Below are 18343 nucleotides of genomic sequence, written 5' to 3'. Positions count from 1 at the left end.
TCACTCGGCGGGCCGTTCGTCGTATGAAGCCGTATCGCTCCGCGATCAGGCGGATGCTAGGGAGTCGGTGTGGCCGTCGTGGTGGGCTCTGGCACGACGGTCGGCAGCGGGACCGGCGTCGACGGCGCGTAATCCTCGAAGCCCGGGAAGGTCGAGGCGAGCACGGGAACCTGCAGCTGAGTGCCCGTTGCACCCGGGTAGGTGAAGTACACGTCGGTGAGCGAGCCTGGCTTCGCGTCGATCCCGGCGAATTCGACGCGAATGCCGCCCTCGGCGCCGATCTTCTTGACCCCCATGGCGGGCACCGACACGGAGTGGGTCTTCGAACCGTGCTGTACGGCCACGTAGTGCGGCTTGTCGTCGTTGTTCACGAACGTCACGACGAGGTTGCCCTCAGTGCCCTTGGTGTTCGTGATCATCAGGGCATTGCGGATGTCGACCTTGCCGACCGTTCCGTTGACGCCGTTCGCCGACTCCTTGATGTACTTGGTGTCCTGAATGGTGAGCAGCGTGCAGCCGGACATGCCGACGGTGAGCCCGAGAGCGAGAACGATGGATGCCGCGACACGCGCCTTCACTTCAGATCCTCCAAGTCGCACCGCGCCGGCCGGATCGGCCTGTCGGAACACCGCGGAATGCGTGTCGAGCCTACCCCATGAGCGGGGCCTCTCCTGGCGTGGGTGGCACAGGATAGCACCCCACCGCTGTGGTATTCTAGACGCTGCTGAAGGGACTGCTATCTATGCTTTTCGAGGTCGGCGAGACTGTCGTTTACCCCCATCACGGTGCCGCAACGATCACCGAGGTGAAGAAAAGAATCATCAAGGGCGAAGAGAAGGTCTACCTCAAGCTCAACGTCACGCAGGGAGACCTCACGATCGAGGTCCCTGCAGAGAACGTCGACCTCGTGGGCGTTCGCGACGTGATCGGCAAGGAAGGCCTCGACAAGGTCTTCGAGGTGCTCAGGGCGCAGTTCACGGAGGAGCCGACCAACTGGTCCCGCCGGTACAAGGCCAACCTCGAGAAGCTCGCTTCCGGTGATGTGATCAAGGTCTCCGAGGTCGTCCGCGACCTGTGGCGTCGCGACCAGGACCGCGGTCTCTCCGCCGGTGAGAAGCGCATGCTCGCGAAGGCGCGTCAGATCCTCATCTCGGAGCTGGCCCTCGCGGAGAAGACCGACGAAGAGCAGGCATCCAGCGTGCTCGACGAGGTCCTCGCTTCCTGAGGCAGCATCCGATTCGGTGGGTCGCGACGCGAACCCACCGAACTCCGCGACCTCTCGAGGTCGCACTACGCTCGACGCCATGAGTGCTTCCTCGCCCCGCGTCGCGGTCATCGTCGTGGCCGCCGGTTCGGGCACACGGCTGGGTGCTGCGGTGCCCAAGGCCTTCGTGACGGCGGGAGGCCGCACGTTGCTCGAACACGCCGTCCATGCCGTGAACGGCATGCGCCAGGCAGTGCAACTGATCGCGGTCGTTCCAGCTGACCGGCTGGATGACTCGCAGAGCCTCCTCGACTCCGTCAGCCCAGGCGCGCGTGCCGTGACAGGCGGCGTCACACGCCAGGCGTCCGTTGCCGCCGGGCTCGCGAGCCTCGAGGACGCCATCGACGTCGTCCTGGTGCACGATGCGGCAAGGGCGTTCACGCCTTCCAGCCTCTTCGACGAGGTGGTGGCATCCGTCGACGTCTCGGGGGAGGGCGCGGTTCCCGGGCTCCCCGTCAGCGACACGGTCAAACGTACGGATGCCGACTCCCGCATCACCGCAACCGTCGACCGTTCCGAGCTCGTCGCCGTGCAGACGCCCCAGGGCTTTCCGCGCGACCGGCTGGTGGCTGCGTACGCGGCGGCCACGGAGGACGTGACGGATGACGCAGCGCTCGTTGCGGCGATCGGCCACCCGGTGCGCATCGTGGCAGGGGACCCGCTCGCCTTCAAGGTGACCACGCCCGCCGACCTCGCGCGTGCTGAGCAACTGCTGGGCGCTGCGGATGCCGGCCCATCCGTACCGCGCATCGGTCTCGGCACCGACACGCACGCCTTTGGAGGCGACGGCGACCTGTGGCTCGCCGGTCTCCACTGGCCGGAAGAACGGGGGCTCGCCGGTCACAGCGACGGCGACGCGGTCGCCCACGCCATCGTGGACGCCCTGCTGTCCGCGGCCGGACTCGGGGACATCGGATCGGTGTTCGGCACCGATGATCCGCGGTTCGCCGACGCCCGCGGCGAGGTGTTCCTCACGGCGACGCGGGAGCGGTTGGCCGGGGCGGGCATCCGAATCGGCAACGTGAGTGTGCAGCTGATCGGCAATCGGCCGAGATTCTCGCCAAGGCGGGCCGAGGCGGAGGGTGTGTTGTCGGGCATCCTGGGCGCGCCGGTCTCGATCTCGGCGACCACGACGGACGGGCTCGGTTTCACCGGCCGCGGCGAGGGCGTCACGGCCATTGCGACGGCACTGGTGGTGGTGCGCTGACGGCCGTGCGAGCGGGCTCACACGGCTCTCGCCTCAATCGCCCGTTTCGCCGCTGCGCGACTCACGGGCTCAATCGGCTCGGCCGTGCGAGCGGGCTCACACGGCTCTCGCCTCAATCGCCCGTTTCGCCGCTGCGCGACTCACGGGCTCAATCGGCTCGGCCGTGCGAACGGGCTCACACGGCTCTCGCCTCAATCGCCCGTTTCGCCGCTGCGCGACTCACGGGCTCAATCGGCTCGGCCGTGCGAACGGGCTCACACGGCTCTCGCCTCAATCGCCCGTAGGCTAGACGGGTGGGCATCCGACTGTACGACACGCGCGCTGCGGCGCTGCGCGACTTCGTTCCGCTGGTCGACGGTCGGGTGGGCGTCTACGTGTGCGGGCCCACCGTGCAGTCCTCTCCGCACATCGGGCACCTGCGTTCCGCACTCGTCTACGACCAGATCCGTCGCTGGTTCAACTACCGCGGATTCGACGTGACACTTGTGCGCAACGTGACGGACGTCGACGACAAGGTCCTCATCAACGCGGCGGCAGCACAGCTATCCGGCAGCACAGAGCAGTGGTGGGCGCTCGCCTACCGCTACGAGCGCGAGTTCACGGACTCCTATGCCGCACTCGGCATACTGCCTCCGACGTACGAGCCGAGGGCGACGGCGAGCATTCCGCAAATGCAGGAGATCATCGCTCGGCTCATCGATCGCGGGCACGCGTATGCGGCTGACGACGAGTCAGGTGACGTGTACTTCGACGTGCGCAGCTGGCCGAGCTACGGCGAGCTGACGAAGCAGAGCATCGACGCGATGGAAGCGGCGGCGGATGCCGATCCCCGCGCCAAGCGCGACCCCCGCGACTTCGCACTCTGGAAGGGACGCAAGGACGACGAGCCGGCATCCGCGTCATGGAACAGCCCATGGGGCAGCGGCCGGCCCGGATGGCACATCGAGTGCTCCGCGATGTCGGCGCGCTATCTGGGGGCGGCGTTCGACATCCACGGCGGCGGCCTCGACCTCCGGTTCCCGCACCACGAGAACGAGTTGGCGCAGTCCTCGGCGGCCGGTGACGCGTTCGCCGGCTACTGGGTGCACAACGGGCTCGTGAACGTGTCGGGCCAGAAGATGTCCAAGTCGCTGGGCAACTCGGTCTACGCAGCCGACCTGCTCGGTGCCGCGCGTCCGCTCGTCGTCCGCTATTACCTCGGGTCGGCGCACTACCGGTCGACCATCGACTTCACGGAGAGCTCGCTCGCCGAGGCGGAGGCCGCGCTGGAGCGCATCTCCGGCTTCCTCGAGCGCGTCGACCGCAGGCTGGCGGGCACCAGGTTCGCCTCCAGCGGGGTCGAGATCATCCCCGATGCGTTCGCGCAGGCCATGGACGACGACTTCGGCGTGCCGCAGGCGCTCGCCGTGCTGCACGACACCGTCCGGGCCGGCAACCAGGCGCTCGACGGAGAAGACCTCGGGGCCGCGGCGAGTGCGGGCGGTCAGGTCACCGCGATGACCGAGGTGCTCGGCATCAACCCGCTGTCGCCGCAGTGGCAGATCCGTACGGATGCTCCCACCCGCGCCGCCCTCGACGCACTGCTCCGCCGGTTGCTCGACGACCGCGAGGCGGCCCGCAAGGCGCGCGATTTCGCTGCGGCAGACCGCATCCGCTCAGAGCTCGCAGAGGCGGGCATCACGATCGAAGACACCCCTATGGGTGCGCATTGGAGTATCGATGGCGAATAAGCCTCGCGCGGGAGCCGTGCGCAAATCGAAGAAAGGCCCGACGAAGGGGTCTGGCGGCCAGGGCCGCAAGGCGCTGGAAGGCAAAGGACCGACGCCGAAGGCGGAGGATCGCACCTACCACGCTGCGAACAAGCGAAAGACGCTCGCCGATCGCGCCGCTGCGAAGTCGGCGACGAGGGGCGGCCAGCGTTCCAACACGGGCGGCGGAACGGGATCCCGTCGCGCCACCCCAGACGAGGCGGAGATCGTCACCGGGCGCAACTCCGTGCTGGAAGCGCTCCGCGCACGCATTCCGGCCACGACCCTCTACGTCGCTGCGCGCATCGAGGTGGACGACCGTGTCAAGGAGATCCTCAGCACGGCGACGAAGCGCGGCATCCCCGTGCTGGAGGTGATGCGGCCCGAGCTGGACAGGTTGTCCGGTCGCGACGTAGTGCACCAGGGCATCGCGCTCAAGGTCCCGCCTTACGAGTACGCCCACATCGACGACCTCCTCGATCAGGTGCTGGGCAGAGGGCAGACGCCGCTGTTCGTGGCGCTCGACGGCGTGACCGATCCGCGCAACCTGGGGGCGATCATCCGCTCCACCGCGGCATTCGGCGGACAAGCCGTGATCGTGCCGCATCGTCGGTCGGTCGGCGTGACGTCGTCCGCGTGGAAGACCTCGGCGGGTGCTGCGGCCCGCACACCTGTCGCGATGGCGGCGAACCTCACCCAGACGCTCAAGGGACTGCAGAAGCGGGGCCTGTTCGTCCTCGGACTCGCCGGTGACGGGGACGTGTCTCTGCACGACCTCGAGCTCGCCGACAGAGGCGTCGTCATCGTCGTCGGCAGCGAGGGCAAGGGGCTTTCGCGTCTCGTGAGCGAGACGGCCGACGCCATCGTGTCCATCCCGATCAACGCGGCGACGGAGTCGCTGAACGCCGGTATCGCGGCGAGCGTCACGCTCTACGAGATCGCCAAGCGTCGCTCGGAGGCGTAGCCGCGTTCCCCGCGCTCGCGGTCGCCGCCATAACCTGGTGGCATCGGCTCGCGAGGCGGCGGGAGGTGCGGATCCGTGGACGAGCGACGACGGCTGTTCGAGCGCATCTACTCGCGCGAGGGCGCGGAGGAGACCCCGAGGGAGTACCGCGACCCGTCGACCGGTAGACCGGTGCGCATGACACCGAGCGAATGGGCGCTCGCCGAATACGACAGAGGGAACGGTCACCGGCGTGCGGCCAAGGGCGAGGCTCGAGTCGGCGCAGAGCACGATGACGCCGGCGGCCCTCCGCCATCCGACCAGCCCCAAGGCTTCGCCTCGTCGCTCGATGGCGCCCCGCCGGCCGGCGGACCGGGCGAGTCCGGGTCGGACGATCGCGGAGCGGATGCCGCATCCGCCCGTCGCCGGCTTTCACGTCGTGCCCTTCCCACGCTGCTCGCCGCTGCGGGGTTCGTGCTCGGTGTGCTGATCACGGTGGGTGTCTCCGCCACCATCGCACACCTTGCGCCGTCGTCGCCCGTCGGCGCGGAGAGCTCGCCGACGGCGGCTGCGCGCGACGGCGGATACCGTCCGCTTCCCGGCCCGGCGATCCAGGAGTTCTTCGCGAAGTCGCCCGGTGTCGGAGACCTGCCGGACGACGTGACGCGTGGATTCGTCGCCACGTCGTTCCACGTGGTGGCGGGCTCCGTGACGATGCAGGAGAGCAGCACGATCTACGCGGCTCAGCGCCTCGACCACGAGTACTGCCTCGTGTCCGTCGTCGACGGCGAGCGCGCCGCTGAGACGTGCGCGTCGCTCGGCGGGATCGCCACCCACGGCCTGACCCTCACCAAGGACGCGGTCCGGGACATCGACGGGCGTCCGCTCGCGGTCACCGTCACCTGGCAGACGGACGGCACCATCAGCTGGACGGCGATGCCGTCCGCAGGCTGAGCGTCAGACCTTCGACCTCCAGTCGTCGCCGTCTGCGTCGTCGTCTGCGACGTCGATCGGCAGGGTGAAGGCCTCGGTGACCGGAGCGATCACGGTGGCCTCGTCGCGACGGTGGCGCAGCACGTCGTTGATGTAGGAGGTCAGCGCCTCGGCGAGCGGGACATCCCGTCCCTCCTCCTGCGACATGAACCACCGGTGGTCGAGCAGCTGGTGGAACACCTCTGCCGGCTCGAGCTTGCCCCTCAGGTCGGCCGGGATGGCGCGCACCACAGGTTCGAAGACCCGCAGCAGCCACTCGTGGGCGATGCCCTCCTCGTCGAGCCCGGGCTTCGCAACGGTCGCGGCGTAGGAGTCGAGGTCGTTCAGCAGTCGCCTCGCCTGGTTCTCGCCGGCGTCGAGTCCGGTCAGGCGCAGCAAACGCCGCTGGTGGTGTCCGGCGTCGACGACCTTGGGCTGGATGCGCACGCTCGCGCCGTCCTCCCCGGTGCGGATGGCCAGCTCCTCGATGTCGAATCCGAGCTCGTTGAGCCGGCGTACGCGTTCGGCGATGCGCCACCTCTCGGACGCGGAGAAGGACTCGCTGCCCGTGAGCTCCTTCCACAGCGAGCGGTAGGCGGCCACGATGCCCCCTGCCACCTCGACCGGATCCACTTCCTCAGCCAGGCGGCCGCCGGCCGCGATGTCCATCAGTTCGCCCGCGATGTTGACCCTGGCGATCTCGAGGTCGTTCTCGCGCTGCCCGTTCGAGAGGCCGCCTTCGTAGAGCTGGCCGGTCTCGGCATCCACGAGGTAGGCGGCGAAGGCGCCGGCATCCCGGCGGAACAGGGTGTTCGAGAGCGAGACGTCGCCCCAGAAGAATCCGACCATGTGAAGCCGCACCAGGAGCACGGCGAGCGCATCGACGAGGCGGGTCGCCGTATCGGGACGGAGCGTCTGCGAGTACAGGGCGCGATAGGGGAGGGAGAACTTGAGGTGACGCGTGACCAGCACGGGCTTGAGGGCCTTGCCGTTGTCATCCGTTCGGCCCTCGATCACGGCAACCGGTTCCACGCACGGCACGTCCAGTCGCTGCAGGGTGCGGAGCATGTCGTACTCGCGCCTGGCCATCTCGCCGGTCGTCTCCTTGACGGCGATGACGTAGCCGGAGAGGTGCGCGAAGCGCACGAGGTGCCGTGAGATGCCCTTGGGCAGCATGGCGATGTGTTCGTTGGACCATTTGTCCAACGGGAGGTTCCACGGGAGGTCGAGGAGCGCGGGATCGACCGTGGCCGCGGTGATGTTGACGGAGCCAGCCATAGACGACAAGGCTAGCGGCCTTCAGGCTGCCGGCCTCATCCGTGAAATGCGGAAAGCCCTGGCCCGAGAGACTCGGGCCAGGGCTTTCCGTACAGCTGGGGTCTTAGTCGACCACGGCGCCGCCGAGGCGCTCGCCGCTCTCGGCGTCGAAGAGGTGCACGTGGCCCGGCTTCGGCGTGATGTAGACCGTCTCGCCCGCGTTCGGGTGCTGACGGCCGTCGACGCGGCCTACGATGTCGACGCGCTTCTCGTCGACCTCGGTGTGGCCGTAGAGGTAACCGTCTGCACCGAGCTCCTCGACCAGGTCGACGGCGACGGTGAGACCGGAGCTCGCGTTGGTCGACACGACGACGTCCTCGGGACGCACGCCGATGGTGACCTGCTTGCCGGCCTTGGCGAGGACCTCGCGGTCCACGGGGACGACGGCGCTGCCGAACTGGATGCCGCCCTCGGTGACGTCGGCCGCGAAGAGGTTCATGGCCGGGCTGCCGATGAAGCCGGCGACGAACACGTTGTTCGGCTCTGCGTACAGCTCACGCGGGGTTCCGACCTGCTGGAGCACGCCGTCCTTGAGCACCGCGATGCGGTCGCCCATGGTCAGAGCCTCGGTCTGGTCGTGGGTCACGTAGACGGTGGTGACGCCGAGGCGACGGGTCAGCGACGCGATCTGCGTACGGGTCTGAACGCGGAGCTTGGCGTCGAGGTTCGACAGCGGCTCGTCCATGAGGAAGACCTGGGGGGAGCGGACGATGGCACGGCCCATCGCGACGCGCTGACGCTGACCACCGGAGAGCGCCTTCGGCTTGCGGTTCAGGTAAGGCTCGAGGTCGAGCAGCTTGGCGGCCTCGAGAACGCGGGTCGCACGCTCGTCCTTCTTGACGCCGGCGATCTTGAGCGCGAAGCCCATGTTCTCGGCGACGGTCATGTGCGGGTACAGCGCGTAGTTCTGGAAGACCATGGCGATGTCGCGGTCCTTCGGCGGAACGTCGGTCACGTTGCGGTCGCCGATGAAGATGTTGCCCTCGTTGACCTCTTCGAGGCCTGCGAGCATGCGGAGCGACGTCGACTTGCCGCATCCGGAGGGGCCGACGAGCACGAGGAACTCGCCGTCGGCGATGTCGAGGTTCAGCTTGTCGACTGCGGGACGCGTGCCACCGGGATAGATGCGCGTCGCATCGTCGAACGTGACTGTTGCCATGGTTGTGTGTCTCCTTCACCGGCAGGTACGTGCCGGACGATCCGAGTGAATGGATGTTATGTGGCCAACGGCAGTCGCCGCTGACCAGCACCGATGCTACGACATGGCGCCCGTCCCGGCTAATCGAGGCCCGATCCGGACGGCTGAGACGCAGCGTTCGCACCGGAGGCGTCCGAAGGATCTCCAGGACCCGTCTGGGCATTTCTCAGAGTGCCGCTCTACGATCGTCGGTGCGTTCGCATGCCGGTTCCGGTGCATGCCGCGACCCCCCCCGCAGTTCCACACCCGAAGTGAGACCGAATGAGCAACGGCGATCCTGCGCAGCGCCCGATCAATGGTGAGCGACGCGCCGCAGCCCGTGACAAGGCGCGGCAGCTGCGAGAGGCGCACCGCAAGCAGGAACGCCGTCGCCGTGCGGCCATTCGATCCACCATCATCACGCTCGTCGTGGCTGCCGCAGCCATCGTGGCCGTCGTCATCGTCTCCTCCATCCACGAGCCGTCCCGCGGGCCGGCGAACATGGCGAGCGACGGCATCCTGATCGGCAAGGGCATGAAGGTGGATCGCACCTCCGCGGCGGCAGCGGATGCCAAGCCGGTGGCCAACAAGCCTGACTCCTCGGGCCAGACGGTCAGCATCGTCACCTACGTCGACTACCTGTGCCCCTACTGCGGCGACTTCGAGCGGACGAACGCGGATCAGATCGGCAAGCTCGTCGACAGCGGTGCAGCGACCATCGAGATCCATCCCATTCCACTGCTGGCCAGCCACTCGAACGGCACCAAGTACTCGCTGCGCGCAGACAATGCAGTGGCCTGCGTCGCCAACTACGATCCGAACTCGTTCTGGGCCCTCAACAAGGCGCTGTTCGAGAACCAACCGCAGGAGAACACGGCGGGGCTCACGGATCAGCAGCTCAAGAACCTCGTGAAGCAGTCCGGCGCCAAGAACTACGACTCCATCGCCAAGTGCATCGACGACGGACGTTACGAGCAATGGGCGCAGAACGCCCTTGATCGCACACTGACGGGTCCGATCCCGAACTCGAGCGTGAAGCAGCTCAAGGGCACCCCGCTCGTGCTCGTCAACGGCAAGCAGTACGGCGGGTCGCTGACCGACGCGGACGAGTTCCGCGGGTTCATCGTGAAGGCGCAGGCCGACACGTACTCGACGCCCACCCCGACCCCGACTCCCACTGCGACCAGCACCAAGTGACTCGCATAACGTGACGGCAAAGGCCCGGTCAGAAATCGATTCTGACCGGGCCTTTTCTGAGCCGGCTGCGGGACTCGAACCCGCAACCTACGCTTTACAAGAGCGTTGCGCTACCGATTGCGCCAAGCCGGCCGGACGGGGGTCCGTCTCGCCGAACCATCTTACGGGCTGCCAGTGGGGCGCCCGCACATCCGAGGCGCCGCTGCGATTCCGGCATTCGGCGGCGTCGCTGACGTGCGCCCAGTTCTGAAGCCTGCCGAGTCCGCAAGTCTGCTGACCTCTCAAGGGGAACTACTGGAGCACGCTGACGAACTCGCGCGCATCGATCCGCTTCGGTGCGCCGTCGCCCTTCCCTTCCTTGGGATCAGGTTTGCCGCCGACGTAGAGCCATCCCAGCAGCCGCTCGTGCTCGCCGAGTCCGTGCATCGCGGCCACGGCAGAGGACCGCGTGTAGTGGCCGGTTCGCCACATCACGCCCCAGCCGGCCTCATCGAGCAGGAGGGTGAGCATGTGGGCGATGCCGGATGCCACGGCATCCTGCTCCCAGGCGGCCACTTTCACGCTTTCCCGCCGCGATGACACCACAGCGATGAGCAGCGGCGCCCTGAGCGGCTTCGTCGACGGTTCGCGGTTCTCGCCGGGATGCTCCGCCTCGGCGATCGCCGCGCCCAGCCGCTCGCGCGCGGCGCCGCGCAGCTCGATGAGCCGCCACGGCCGCAGAGAACTGTGGTCGGCGACCCGTGCCGCCACGGTGACGAACTCGAGGATCTCTTCGTGGCTCGGCGCGACATCCGTCACCTTCGACTGCGAACGCCTGCTGGCGATCGCATCGCGGGCGGACCCCATCGTCACGCCTCGGCCGGCCGGTCGCCGTCTGCGGCGAAGGACAAGGAGAGGGAGTTCATGCAGTACCGGTCGCCTGTCGGGGTGCCGAACCCGTCCGGGAACACGTGGCCGAGGTGCGATCCGCAGGATGCGCAGCGAACCTCGGTGCGCACCATTCCGAGCGACGTGTCCTCGATGAGGGTGACAGCCTCGGGACGCACGGACTCGTAGAAGCTCGGCCAGCCGCATCCGGAGTCGAACTTCGTTCCGCTCTTGAACAGCTCTGCACCGCACGCGGCACAGGTGTAGATGCCTGCGCGGCTCTCGTCGAGCAGCTCACCGGTCCACGGCCGTTCGGTCGCTGCCTCGCGAAGCACCGCGAACTGTTCCGGGCTGAGCTCCTCGCGCCACTGGTCGTCGGACTTGGAGACGGCATACGTCATGGCTGGGAATCCTTCCTGAATGACGGAGCATCCTCTCCGCCTGCGCCGATCGGCACATCAAGGTTAACGAGCGCCGCCGCAGAGCTGTTCCCGGTGGCGACGCCTCACCCGGTCGCAGGCGGCACGCCTCCCGGTGACGGCTGCGCTGCACCCCTACAATGGCGCTGATCGGCAGGAGGTGAGGCGCGTGGGTGAACCGGGAAGCGCGCGCGACACCTCAGGTGATGACGGCGTCGGCGCAGACCACGAAGGCGCCTTGAGCGAGCGCGATCGAGCGGTTCTGGAGTTCGAGCGACGGTGGTGGAAGCACGCCGGCGCCAAGGAACAGGCGATCCGCGATCAGTTCGGTCTTTCCGCGGCCAGGTACTATCAGGTCCTCGGCCGCGTGATCGAGTCGCCGGCCGCACTCGTGCACGACCCGATGCTGGTGCGTCGCCTGCAGCGGGTGCGTGCCGCCCGTCTCGCAGCGCGTGCGGACCGCCTCCGTCCGCCGCAGTGATCCCGTCATCCGAAGCCACCCGATCGCGGTCACCGCGCCCGAACTGAAGGATCAGTACCTCCGCCCATGGCCCAGAAGTTCCCGAACGACCGATTCGACCAGATCCCCGACGATCTCGAGCGCATCGGCGCGCACAGGGCTCCGCGGCCGAAGGGATACGGCTGGATCTGGGTCGCCTGGTGCGCCGGAGCCGTCATCGTCATCGTGGGTCTCGGCGCTCTCGCCATCTTCGCCATCAACGGCACGCTGAACGTCAACCTGCCTTTCGGGCACGCGACGGCCTCCCAGACGCCGACCGCGACGCCGACACCGACACCGACCATCACGCCGGCCGTCAATCCGGCACTCAACCTGATCGTCCTGAACGGCACGACGAAGTCGGGCCTTGCGGCGGACGCCACCACCACACTGAAAGCCGCCGGCTGGCAGAACATCACCCCGGCCAACGCGAGCTCGACCGACGTCAAGACGACAACGGTGTACTACTCGGATCCGAAGAACGAGGCCGCGGCGCTCGCCGTCTCACAGGAGCTCGCGGGCGCACCGATCCAGGTGACCCAGGACTTCGCGGCATCCGGAGCGGACATCACGATCGTGCTCGGCGACGACTACAAACCCACCCACCAGTAAAGGCCCCCGTTTGCCGCGCTGTGATGCGCGAAGCGGATGTCTGTCATTGATTGTCTCAATCTGGAAACACCCCTCGTACTGGGCTAGGGCGCCCGCTACTATCGGGATCCAACGTGCGCGACCATGCGGCGTTGCAGAAGGGCAATGGGAGTATTAAATGGCGAACGGAACCGTCAAATGGTTCAACGCTGAAAAGGGCTACGGCTTCATCACTGTCGATGGTGGGGGACAGGACGTTTTCGTTCACTACTCCGCAATCGACATGAATGGCTACAAGGTCCTTGAAGAGGGTCAGCAGGTGACTTTCGAGGTCGGCAGTGGATCGAAGGGGCCGCAGGCGGAGTCCGTCCGACCCGCCTGACGACAACGAATCGATAAGAGGGGATGCTGCCGAGGCAGCGTCCCCTCTTTCTTGTCTGTACTGCAGTGCCGCGTTGATCGTTGACATGCGGATGTCCCATACCTAGGCTTCCGAGGTATGGGACACGATCGCATCCGGGGCAACCTCGACCTCCTGCTCCTCAGCATCCTCAGTGCAGGACCGGCTCACGGATACCACGTCATCACGGCGCTCAAGGCGCGGAGCGAGGGCGAGTTCGATCTGGCGGAAGGCACTGTCTATCCCGCGCTGCACGGTCTCGAGGCAGGCGGGCTCGTCGACAGCGACTGGCAGGCGGTGGAGGGGCGCCGCCGACGCGTCTACCGGCTGAGCGACGCGGGTGCCAGGGAGCTCGCCGATCAGACCGCCCAGTGGCGCAGATTCTCGGTCGCTGTCGACAGCGTGATCGGGGGTCTCGCATGACCGACGGGCGCGATCGCATCGACTCGTATCTCGACGACCTCTTCGGTCGTCTGCACGGCGATCCGGCGGAGTGCCGGAGCATGCTCGCGGAGGCGGAGGCCCATCTGCGGGACGCTGCCGCGGCATCCGTCGAGGCAGGGATGGACGAGGATGCCGCGCAGCAGGCGGCCATCGACGCCTTCGGGTCGGCCGAGCACGTTGCGCGCGCCGTCGATCCGCATCCGTTCGTGGCCGCGGCAACGGCCTTCGCCCTCGCCGGCGGCTGGCTGGCGGCGATCGGCTTCGTGGCCGTCGGCCTCTCCGCTGGGATCGCGCGTCTCCTCGCGCTGCTCACGTCCACGCAGTGGGTCTACGGTGCGCCGAGCTCGTACCGCTTCGCTGCCGCTCAGTGCGCGCACTGGATGCTCGTGCAGCCGACGGCCGGCAACTGCCGGACGGCCGCCGCGATGGAGGCGTCCGACGACTCGTTCCTCTTCGCGGTCGCCGGCTCCATCGCCGGGCTGCTCGTGGTCGGCCTCGTGGTGCTGGCGGCGTTCCTGTTGCGCCGTGCGGCCAGCATCCCGCGTCGCCGCGTGCCTCGGCCCGTCGTCTGGGCGGTCGGGGCGACGGCATTCGGCGGCGCAGGACTCGCGCTGCTCGCGGCAGGCATCGGCGGTGTCGTCCTGCGCGGGCACTGGGGGCAGGGACTCTGGTACGTCGAGGCGGCGGTGTCGCTCGCGTTGGCGGCATACTTCTGCATCCGGCTCGTGCCCGCCATGGCGAGCACTCTCACCCCAGCCGGGCGTTCGTGAGCGTGTCCGTGGTCGCCACGAGGTGGGGAGCGGCCGCGACGTTCGTCGTGCTGGCGGTGGCTGGGGCGTTGATCGGCGCAGCGAGCGTCAGGATTCTGTTCTCGGGCACAGCGCTGGTTCTGATCCCGTGGGCGCTGTGCTGCCTGGCGATCGGTGCCGCCATCCGCTCTCGCTGGCTCGCTGTGACGAGCGCGGCGGTCTTCGGGTTCGCCGTCGCTGCGGCCTTCCTGGTCGGCGGATACAGCGGAGGTGGACCGATGGTGGGCGCCCTGCCCGTTTTCGCGGCGCTCGCTCTCCTCAGCGCGGTGGTTGCGGCTGCCGCCTCACTGGCCGCGCATGCCGTTGCGTCGGCACTCAGGCGCCGCCGCCTCGAACGGCGCTGACTCCGGGCTCACCGGTCTTGCCGAGTCATTCGGGATCTTTCCGACGACATCGCTCGTTCGGCCGACAGTGCCGTGCTGCCTCGGCCTGCAGATCGAGTGCCCGGACGCCCCTCCATGATGGCCGGGCGTGCTGAGCCCCGCGTGCCGCACGTCGCCGTCGCCCTGTGACGCGGCGCATCCGCTCGTCTTGCACTCACGGGGGGCGAGTGCCAGAATCCTTTTAGCACTCACTTCTTCTGAGTGCTAACCCATTGATTCTTTCGCGTACGTCCGGGAGGGACGAGAAACAACATGGCAAAGATCATTGCTTTCAACGAGGAGGCTCGTCGCGGCCTCGAGCGTGGACTCAACACGCTTGCCGACGCGGTCAAGGTGACCCTCGGCCCCCGCGGTCGCAACGTCGTGCTCGACAAGAAGTGGGGCGCCCCGACGATCACCAACGACGGCGTGTCCATCGCGAAGGAGATCGAGCTCGACGACCCGTACGAGCGCATCGGTGCCGAGCTCGTCAAGGAGGTCGCGAAGAAGACCGACGACGTCGCCGGTGACGGCACCACGACCGCGACCGTGCTCGCCCAGGCGCTCGTGCGCGAGGGCCTTCGCAACGTCGCGGCCGGAGCCGACCCGATCAGCCTCAAGCGCGGCATCGAGTCCGCGACGGCTGCCGTCGTCGCGGAGCTCGTCGCCGCCGCCAAGGAGGTCGAGACCAAGGAGCAGATCGCCGCGACGGCATCCATCTCCGCCGGTGACCCCGAGATCGGCGCGATCATCGCCGAGGCCATCGACAAGGTGGGCAAGGAAGGCGTCGTCACGGTCGAGGAGTCGAACACCTTCGGCACCGAGCTCGAGCTCACCGAGGGCATGCGCTTCGACAAGGGCTTCCTGTCGCAGTACTTCGTGACCGACCCCGACCGCCAGGAGGCGGTCTTCGAGGACCCCTACATCCTCATCGCCAACCAGAAGATCTCGAACATCAAGGACCTTCTGCCCATCGTCGACAAGGTGATCCAGGCGGGCAAGCAGCTGCTGATCATCGCCGAGGACGTCGACGGCGAGGCCCTGGCCACGCTGATCGTCAACAAGGTGCGCGGCATCTTCAAGTCGGTCGCCGTCAAGGCTCCTGGCTTCGGCGACCGCCGCAAGGCCCAGCTGCAGGACATCGCCATCCTCACCGGTGGTCAGGTCATCAGCGAGGAGATCGGTCTCAAGCTCGAGAACGTGACCCTCGACCTGCTCGGTCAGGCTCGCAAGGTGGTCATCACCAAGGATGAGACCACGATCGTCGAGGGCGCGGGCGACCCGGAGCAGATCGCCGGCCGCGTGCAGCAGATCCGCAACGAGATCGAGAACACCGACAGCGACTACGACCGCGAGAAGCTCCAGGAGCGCCTCGCCAAGCTCGCCGGTGGCGTCGCCGTCATCAAGGCGGGCGCGGCCACCGAGGTCGAGCTCAAGGAGCGCAAGCACCGCATCGAGGACGCCGTGCGCAACGCGAAGGCTGCCGTCGAGGAGGGCATCGTCGCCGGTGGTGGCGTCGCGCTCATCCAGGCAGGCAAGAAGGCGTTCGAGAACCTCGAGCTCAGTGGCGACGAGGCGACCGGCGTGAGCATCGTCAAGGTCGCCATCGAGGCGCCGCTGAAGCAGATCGCCCTCAACGCCGGACTCGAGCCGGGCGTCGTGGCGGCCAAGGTCGCCGAGCTTCCCTCGGGTCAGGGCCTCAACGCCGCGACCGGTGAGTACGTCGACATGCTCGAGGCGGGCATCAACGACCCGGTGAAGGTGACCCGCTCTGCTCTGCAGAACGCGGCATCCATCGCCGGCCTGTTCCTCACGACCGAGGCGGTCGTGGCAGACAAGCCGGAGAAGGCTGCTCCGATCCCCGGTGGCGACGCCGGCGGCATGGACTTCTAAAGCCGAAGCAATCCAACGGAAGGGCGCCCCTCGGGGCGCCCTTCTCGTTTTCCGCACCCGCTCCTGCGGCAGGTCGGAGTGCTTGGCCCCGTCACGGTCAGACCGAGAACAGCTTCGCGTTCGTGAGTTCCACCTCCGCGTAGTGCTGCCCGGCCTGACCGAGCGCCTGGTTCAGGGCGGCGAGCGATTCTTCGACCTGTTGCTGCGTGCCTCGCCATTGCGCGACCACGCCCTGGAACGAAGTGGCCGCTTGCCCGCTCCACGAACCCTGCAGACCGTTCAGCTGGCCCATCAGGCCCGCCACCTCGCTCTGGATGCGGCTCATCGATCCGCGCACGGCGCTCGTCGCCGCGATCATCTGGTCGCTGTCCACCCGATATGTGGTCATGGTTCCTCCTTCGTGCGCCGCCGGCGCGGGCGCGTGGAACCGAGAGTAGGCATCCGTCAGGGCATGGATCGGCGCCGTTCGGCACTTCGTGGATGAACATCGGAGACGCAACCCGTGGACGGCGAGACCAAGCGGGCCCTACGCCAGCAGCAGCGCCACGAGCGGTGCCGGAACGGCCCAGACGTCGCCGTCCAGATCGAGCACGGACTTCGTCGCCAGGATGCCGCGCCCGTACTTGCCATCGATGACCCGCGATTCCGCACGCCAGCCCGTGTCGATCCACTTGCTCTCGATGGGGACCGTCGTCGAATGCGTGCCCCCGACGGGCACTCGGACCGGCGCGAAGTCGATCTCGTTGTTCGACTCCGTGCGGGCGTAGCCGACGGAGTCGTCGGAGAGCCAGCGGCCCTCGTCGAGCGCCTCGATCGCGCGGGCGAGCGTGATCCCGAGCGCGGACTCCGTGAGCCGCGTGAAATCGGGCGTCGGCAGGCCAGGGCTCACGATGGAGGGGATCCAGGCGAGCAGCGGATCAGCGAGATACAGCTTGTAGTGCGCCCCGACGACGCGGTCGCCTTCGTCGCGCACCTGGTTGCAGCGGAGAGCGGCGTGGGTACTGATCAGCCGGTCGACACGGGCGGTGAAGGTGGGTCGGCTCGCGTATCCGAGATCCTGAGCCGTCGAGGTCAGGTTGATCGGGCTGTTCATGCGCTCGCTGATGCCGCGCAGGAGTGTCGTGGTGGTGTTGGTCGGCGCATCCGGATCGACATCGCGGCGCAGCCACGCGTGCAGGTCGCGGGCATAGCCGTCCGATACCGCACCGGCGCGGGTGTGCTCGAAGACGGCGCGGGGAAAACCGCCGCACGTGAGGTAGTCCTGCCAGGCGAGATCCAGCTCGTCAACGGCGAACTGGAGGCCGTCGAGCGCCCAGCGGGATTCCTCGCTCTGCAACTCGGCCGGGTTGACGACCGCGACGGTCGGCAGACCAGGGTAGGCGGCTGTGAGGAAATCCCTGAATGACATCGGCAGCAGCTGGCGAATGCGATGAGACCCCGTCGATCCCGCACGCCCCGCGAGCAGGTTGCCCTGGATGTCCTCGGACTGGGCCCAGCGACTGCCCGTGACGACGACCGTGTCGTCGCCGAACGCTGTGGTGTCGCGGGCGAGCTTGAGTGCACTCGTCCACCCGCTGACCATGCTGATCTCATCGAACAGCCAGACGCGCGGGCGCGGCTTGGGCTGGTCGACGGAGCGGGTGAGCATCCTGGCGAGAGTGAGTGTGCGGGTGACGTCGCGGCCGCGCATCGTGTCGCACGGCACGTAGATGACCTGACGAGGATCGACGCCGGGCAGCGTGCAGAGATTGGCTGCGGCATCCAGCAGGGCCACCGACTTGCCGATGCGGCGTGGTCCCGTGAGCACGACGAGTCGTCCATCGGGCTCGACGCTGGCGACGTCGTCGAGGATGCCGCTCCGGTAGCCCAGCTCGTATCGCGTGCGTTCGCGGAGCGTGCGGTTGCCGGCGACCCACGACGTGGGATCCGCGCCGCGGGCAGCGGCGGTCCACCACGGATTGCTCTCGGTCAACAGGCGTCGTAACTCGTCATCGCGCACGCCGCCACGGTAACCGCGGACAAACCTGATTCCTTTGCGAATCGCCGCAGAGTCTTGCCAAAGAGGGAGTGGTCCAGGACATTCCCGATTGCCGCAGGGGGAGGGGTCCGAGCAATAGTCGAGTACCAGAAGGGGAGGGGTATTCGCTATTGATGTTTGCCGAATGGGGAGGGGTACAGCCCTATTGCCCTTACCAGATGGGGAGGGGTATTCCTGCATTCCTGTCCGCAATGCG

Annotated in this window: 20 protein-coding genes and 1 tRNA gene; 13 read left to right on the top strand and 8 right to left on the bottom strand. The window is 67.7% G+C overall.

Annotated features, from left to right (window positions below):
* Positions 1-56 precede the first annotated feature (56 nt).
* The gene (locus tag HII28_RS07270; RefSeq protein WP_170024790.1) at positions 57-578 is read right to left on the bottom strand and encodes a hypothetical protein; all 522 of its coding nucleotides are present in this window, start codon (positions 576-578) and stop codon (positions 57-59) included.
* A gap of 164 nt (positions 579-742) precedes the next feature.
* Between HII28_RS07270 and HII28_RS07265 the strand changes: the two genes are divergently transcribed.
* From HII28_RS07265 to HII28_RS07245, 5 genes are all read left to right on the top strand, one after another.
* Positions 743-1225, top strand: a complete 483-nt coding sequence (locus tag HII28_RS07265) for a CarD family transcriptional regulator (protein ID WP_170024789.1) — start codon at positions 743-745, stop codon at positions 1223-1225.
* Positions 1226-1304: 79 nt separating this feature from the next.
* Complete coding sequence (gene ispD, locus HII28_RS07260; RefSeq protein WP_170024788.1) at positions 1305-2471, top strand: 2-C-methyl-D-erythritol 4-phosphate cytidylyltransferase; 1167 nt, start codon at positions 1305-1307, stop codon at positions 2469-2471.
* A gap of 293 nt (positions 2472-2764) precedes the next feature.
* A complete protein-coding gene (gene cysS, locus HII28_RS07255) occupies positions 2765-4201 on the top strand; it encodes a cysteine--tRNA ligase (protein ID WP_170024787.1) in 1437 nt (478 codons plus the stop codon).
* The gene (gene rlmB / locus HII28_RS07250) at positions 4191-5183 is read left to right on the top strand and encodes a 23S rRNA (guanosine(2251)-2'-O)-methyltransferase RlmB (RefSeq protein WP_170024786.1); all 993 of its coding nucleotides are present in this window, start codon (positions 4191-4193) and stop codon (positions 5181-5183) included. The genes cysS and rlmB overlap by 11 nt, the downstream gene beginning before the upstream one ends.
* Positions 5184-5258: 75 nt before the next feature.
* The gene (locus HII28_RS07245; protein WP_170024785.1) at positions 5259-6116 is read left to right on the top strand and encodes a hypothetical protein; all 858 of its coding nucleotides are present in this window, start codon (positions 5259-5261) and stop codon (positions 6114-6116) included.
* Between the two features lie 3 nt (positions 6117-6119).
* On the opposite strand, the gene HII28_RS07240 is transcribed toward HII28_RS07245, so the two are convergent.
* Together HII28_RS07240 and ugpC are read right to left on the bottom strand one after the other, a co-directional pair.
* Entirely contained in the window at positions 6120-7412 is a 1293-nt protein-coding gene (locus HII28_RS07240; protein WP_170024784.1) for a DUF4032 domain-containing protein, read from the bottom strand.
* 103 nt (positions 7413-7515) lie between these two features.
* Complete coding sequence (ugpC, locus tag HII28_RS07235) at positions 7516-8610, bottom strand: sn-glycerol-3-phosphate ABC transporter ATP-binding protein UgpC (RefSeq protein WP_170024783.1); 1095 nt, start codon at positions 8608-8610, stop codon at positions 7516-7518.
* A gap of 300 nt (positions 8611-8910) precedes the next feature.
* Here ugpC and HII28_RS07230 point away from each other — a divergent pair, with 300 nt between their 5' ends.
* Positions 8911-9825, top strand: coding sequence for a thioredoxin domain-containing protein (locus HII28_RS07230; protein ID WP_170024782.1), 915 nt, complete (start codon positions 8911-8913; stop codon positions 9823-9825).
* 59 nt (positions 9826-9884) lie between these two features.
* Here the strand turns inward: HII28_RS07230 and HII28_RS07225 are convergent.
* The 3 genes from HII28_RS07225 to msrB all read right to left on the bottom strand — a co-directional run bounded on the left by HII28_RS07225 (position 9885) and on the right by msrB (position 11093).
* A tRNA-Thr gene (locus tag HII28_RS07225) sits at positions 9885-9957 on the bottom strand.
* A 159-nt stretch (positions 9958-10116) separates the two neighbouring features.
* On the bottom strand, positions 10117-10671 hold the full coding sequence (locus tag HII28_RS07220) for a nitroreductase family protein (RefSeq protein WP_170024781.1): 555 nt from the start codon (positions 10669-10671) through the stop codon (positions 10117-10119).
* A gap of 2 nt (positions 10672-10673) precedes the next feature.
* Positions 10674-11093 carry a peptide-methionine (R)-S-oxide reductase MsrB gene (gene msrB / locus HII28_RS07215; protein ID WP_170024780.1) on the bottom strand — a complete coding sequence of 140 codons (420 nt, stop codon included), beginning with the start codon at positions 11091-11093 and terminating at the stop codon, positions 10674-10676.
* Between the two features lie 256 nt (positions 11094-11349).
* Between msrB and HII28_RS07210 the strand changes: the two genes are divergently transcribed.
* The 7 genes from HII28_RS07210 to groL all read left to right on the top strand — a co-directional run bounded on the left by HII28_RS07210 (position 11350) and on the right by groL (position 16109).
* On the top strand, positions 11350-11592 hold the full coding sequence (locus HII28_RS07210) for a DUF3263 domain-containing protein (RefSeq protein WP_240977647.1): 243 nt from the start codon (positions 11350-11352) through the stop codon (positions 11590-11592).
* A gap of 66 nt (positions 11593-11658) precedes the next feature.
* The gene (locus tag HII28_RS07205) at positions 11659-12222 is read left to right on the top strand and encodes a LytR C-terminal domain-containing protein (protein ID WP_170024778.1); all 564 of its coding nucleotides are present in this window, start codon (positions 11659-11661) and stop codon (positions 12220-12222) included.
* A 157-nt stretch (positions 12223-12379) separates the two neighbouring features.
* Positions 12380-12583 (top strand): cold-shock protein, encoded by a 204-nt coding sequence (locus tag HII28_RS07200; RefSeq protein ID WP_170024777.1) that lies wholly within the window; start codon positions 12380-12382, stop codon positions 12581-12583.
* Positions 12584-12700: 117 nt separating this feature from the next.
* Complete coding sequence (locus HII28_RS07195) at positions 12701-13024, top strand: helix-turn-helix transcriptional regulator (protein WP_170024776.1); 324 nt, start codon at positions 12701-12703, stop codon at positions 13022-13024.
* A complete protein-coding gene (locus HII28_RS07190) occupies positions 13021-13815 on the top strand; it encodes a permease prefix domain 1-containing protein (RefSeq protein ID WP_170024775.1) in 795 nt (264 codons plus the stop codon). The genes HII28_RS07195 and HII28_RS07190 overlap by 4 nt, the downstream gene beginning before the upstream one ends.
* Positions 13812-14198 carry a hypothetical protein gene (locus tag HII28_RS07185; protein WP_170024774.1) on the top strand — a complete coding sequence of 129 codons (387 nt, stop codon included), beginning with the start codon at positions 13812-13814 and terminating at the stop codon, positions 14196-14198. The genes HII28_RS07190 and HII28_RS07185 overlap by 4 nt, the downstream gene beginning before the upstream one ends.
* A 291-nt stretch (positions 14199-14489) precedes the next feature.
* Entirely contained in the window at positions 14490-16109 is a 1620-nt protein-coding gene (groL, locus tag HII28_RS07180; protein WP_170024773.1) for a chaperonin GroEL, read from the top strand.
* A 97-nt stretch (positions 16110-16206) separates the two neighbouring features.
* On the opposite strand, the gene HII28_RS07175 is transcribed toward groL, so the two are convergent.
* Positions 16207-16497, bottom strand: a complete 291-nt coding sequence (locus HII28_RS07175; RefSeq protein ID WP_170024772.1) for a WXG100 family type VII secretion target — start codon at positions 16495-16497, stop codon at positions 16207-16209.
* A gap of 138 nt (positions 16498-16635) precedes the next feature.
* Positions 16636-18108, bottom strand: a complete 1473-nt coding sequence (locus HII28_RS07170; protein ID WP_170024771.1) for an AAA family ATPase — start codon at positions 18106-18108, stop codon at positions 16636-16638.
* Between the last annotated feature and the right edge of the window lie 235 nt (positions 18109-18343).

The sequence above is a fragment of the Planctomonas sp. JC2975 genome (assembly GCF_012985205.1).
Lineage (GTDB): Bacteria > Actinomycetota > Actinomycetes > Actinomycetales > Microbacteriaceae > Humibacter.
The sequence above is the reverse complement of the archived record's forward strand: the minus strand, read 5'-3'. Positions and strand labels throughout refer to the sequence as shown.

Excerpts from the sequence above, each read along its gene's own strand:
- HII28_RS07200 (WP_170024777.1), top strand. The coding sequence starts at position 12,380 with ATGGCGAACGGAACCGTCAAATGGTTCAACGCTGAAAAGGGCTACGGC.
- HII28_RS07220 (WP_170024781.1), bottom strand. The coding sequence starts at position 10,671 with ATGGGGTCCGCCCGCGATGCGATCGCCAGCAGGCGTTCGCAGTCGAAG.
- HII28_RS07195 (WP_170024776.1), top strand. The coding sequence starts at position 12,701 with ATGGGACACGATCGCATCCGGGGCAACCTCGACCTCCTGCTCCTCAGC.
- HII28_RS07265 (WP_170024789.1), top strand. The coding sequence starts at position 743 with ATGCTTTTCGAGGTCGGCGAGACTGTCGTTTACCCCCATCACGGTGCC.
- groL (WP_170024773.1), top strand. The coding sequence starts at position 14,490 with ATGGCAAAGATCATTGCTTTCAACGAGGAGGCTCGTCGCGGCCTCGAG.
- HII28_RS07230 (WP_170024782.1), top strand. The coding sequence starts at position 8,911 with ATGAGCAACGGCGATCCTGCGCAGCGCCCGATCAATGGTGAGCGACGC.
- msrB (WP_170024780.1), bottom strand. The coding sequence starts at position 11,093 with ATGACGTATGCCGTCTCCAAGTCCGACGACCAGTGGCGCGAGGAGCTC.
- ugpC (WP_170024783.1), bottom strand. The coding sequence starts at position 8,610 with ATGGCAACAGTCACGTTCGACGATGCGACGCGCATCTATCCCGGTGGC.
- ispD (WP_170024788.1), top strand. The coding sequence starts at position 1,305 with ATGAGTGCTTCCTCGCCCCGCGTCGCGGTCATCGTCGTGGCCGCCGGT.
- HII28_RS07175 (WP_170024772.1), bottom strand. The coding sequence starts at position 16,497 with ATGACCACATATCGGGTGGACAGCGACCAGATGATCGCGGCGACGAGC.
- HII28_RS07240 (WP_170024784.1), bottom strand. The coding sequence starts at position 7,412 with ATGGCTGGCTCCGTCAACATCACCGCGGCCACGGTCGATCCCGCGCTC.
- rlmB (WP_170024786.1), top strand. The coding sequence starts at position 4,191 with ATGGCGAATAAGCCTCGCGCGGGAGCCGTGCGCAAATCGAAGAAAGGC.
- HII28_RS07205 (WP_170024778.1), top strand. The coding sequence starts at position 11,659 with ATGGCCCAGAAGTTCCCGAACGACCGATTCGACCAGATCCCCGACGAT.
- HII28_RS07190 (WP_170024775.1), top strand. The coding sequence starts at position 13,021 with ATGACCGACGGGCGCGATCGCATCGACTCGTATCTCGACGACCTCTTC.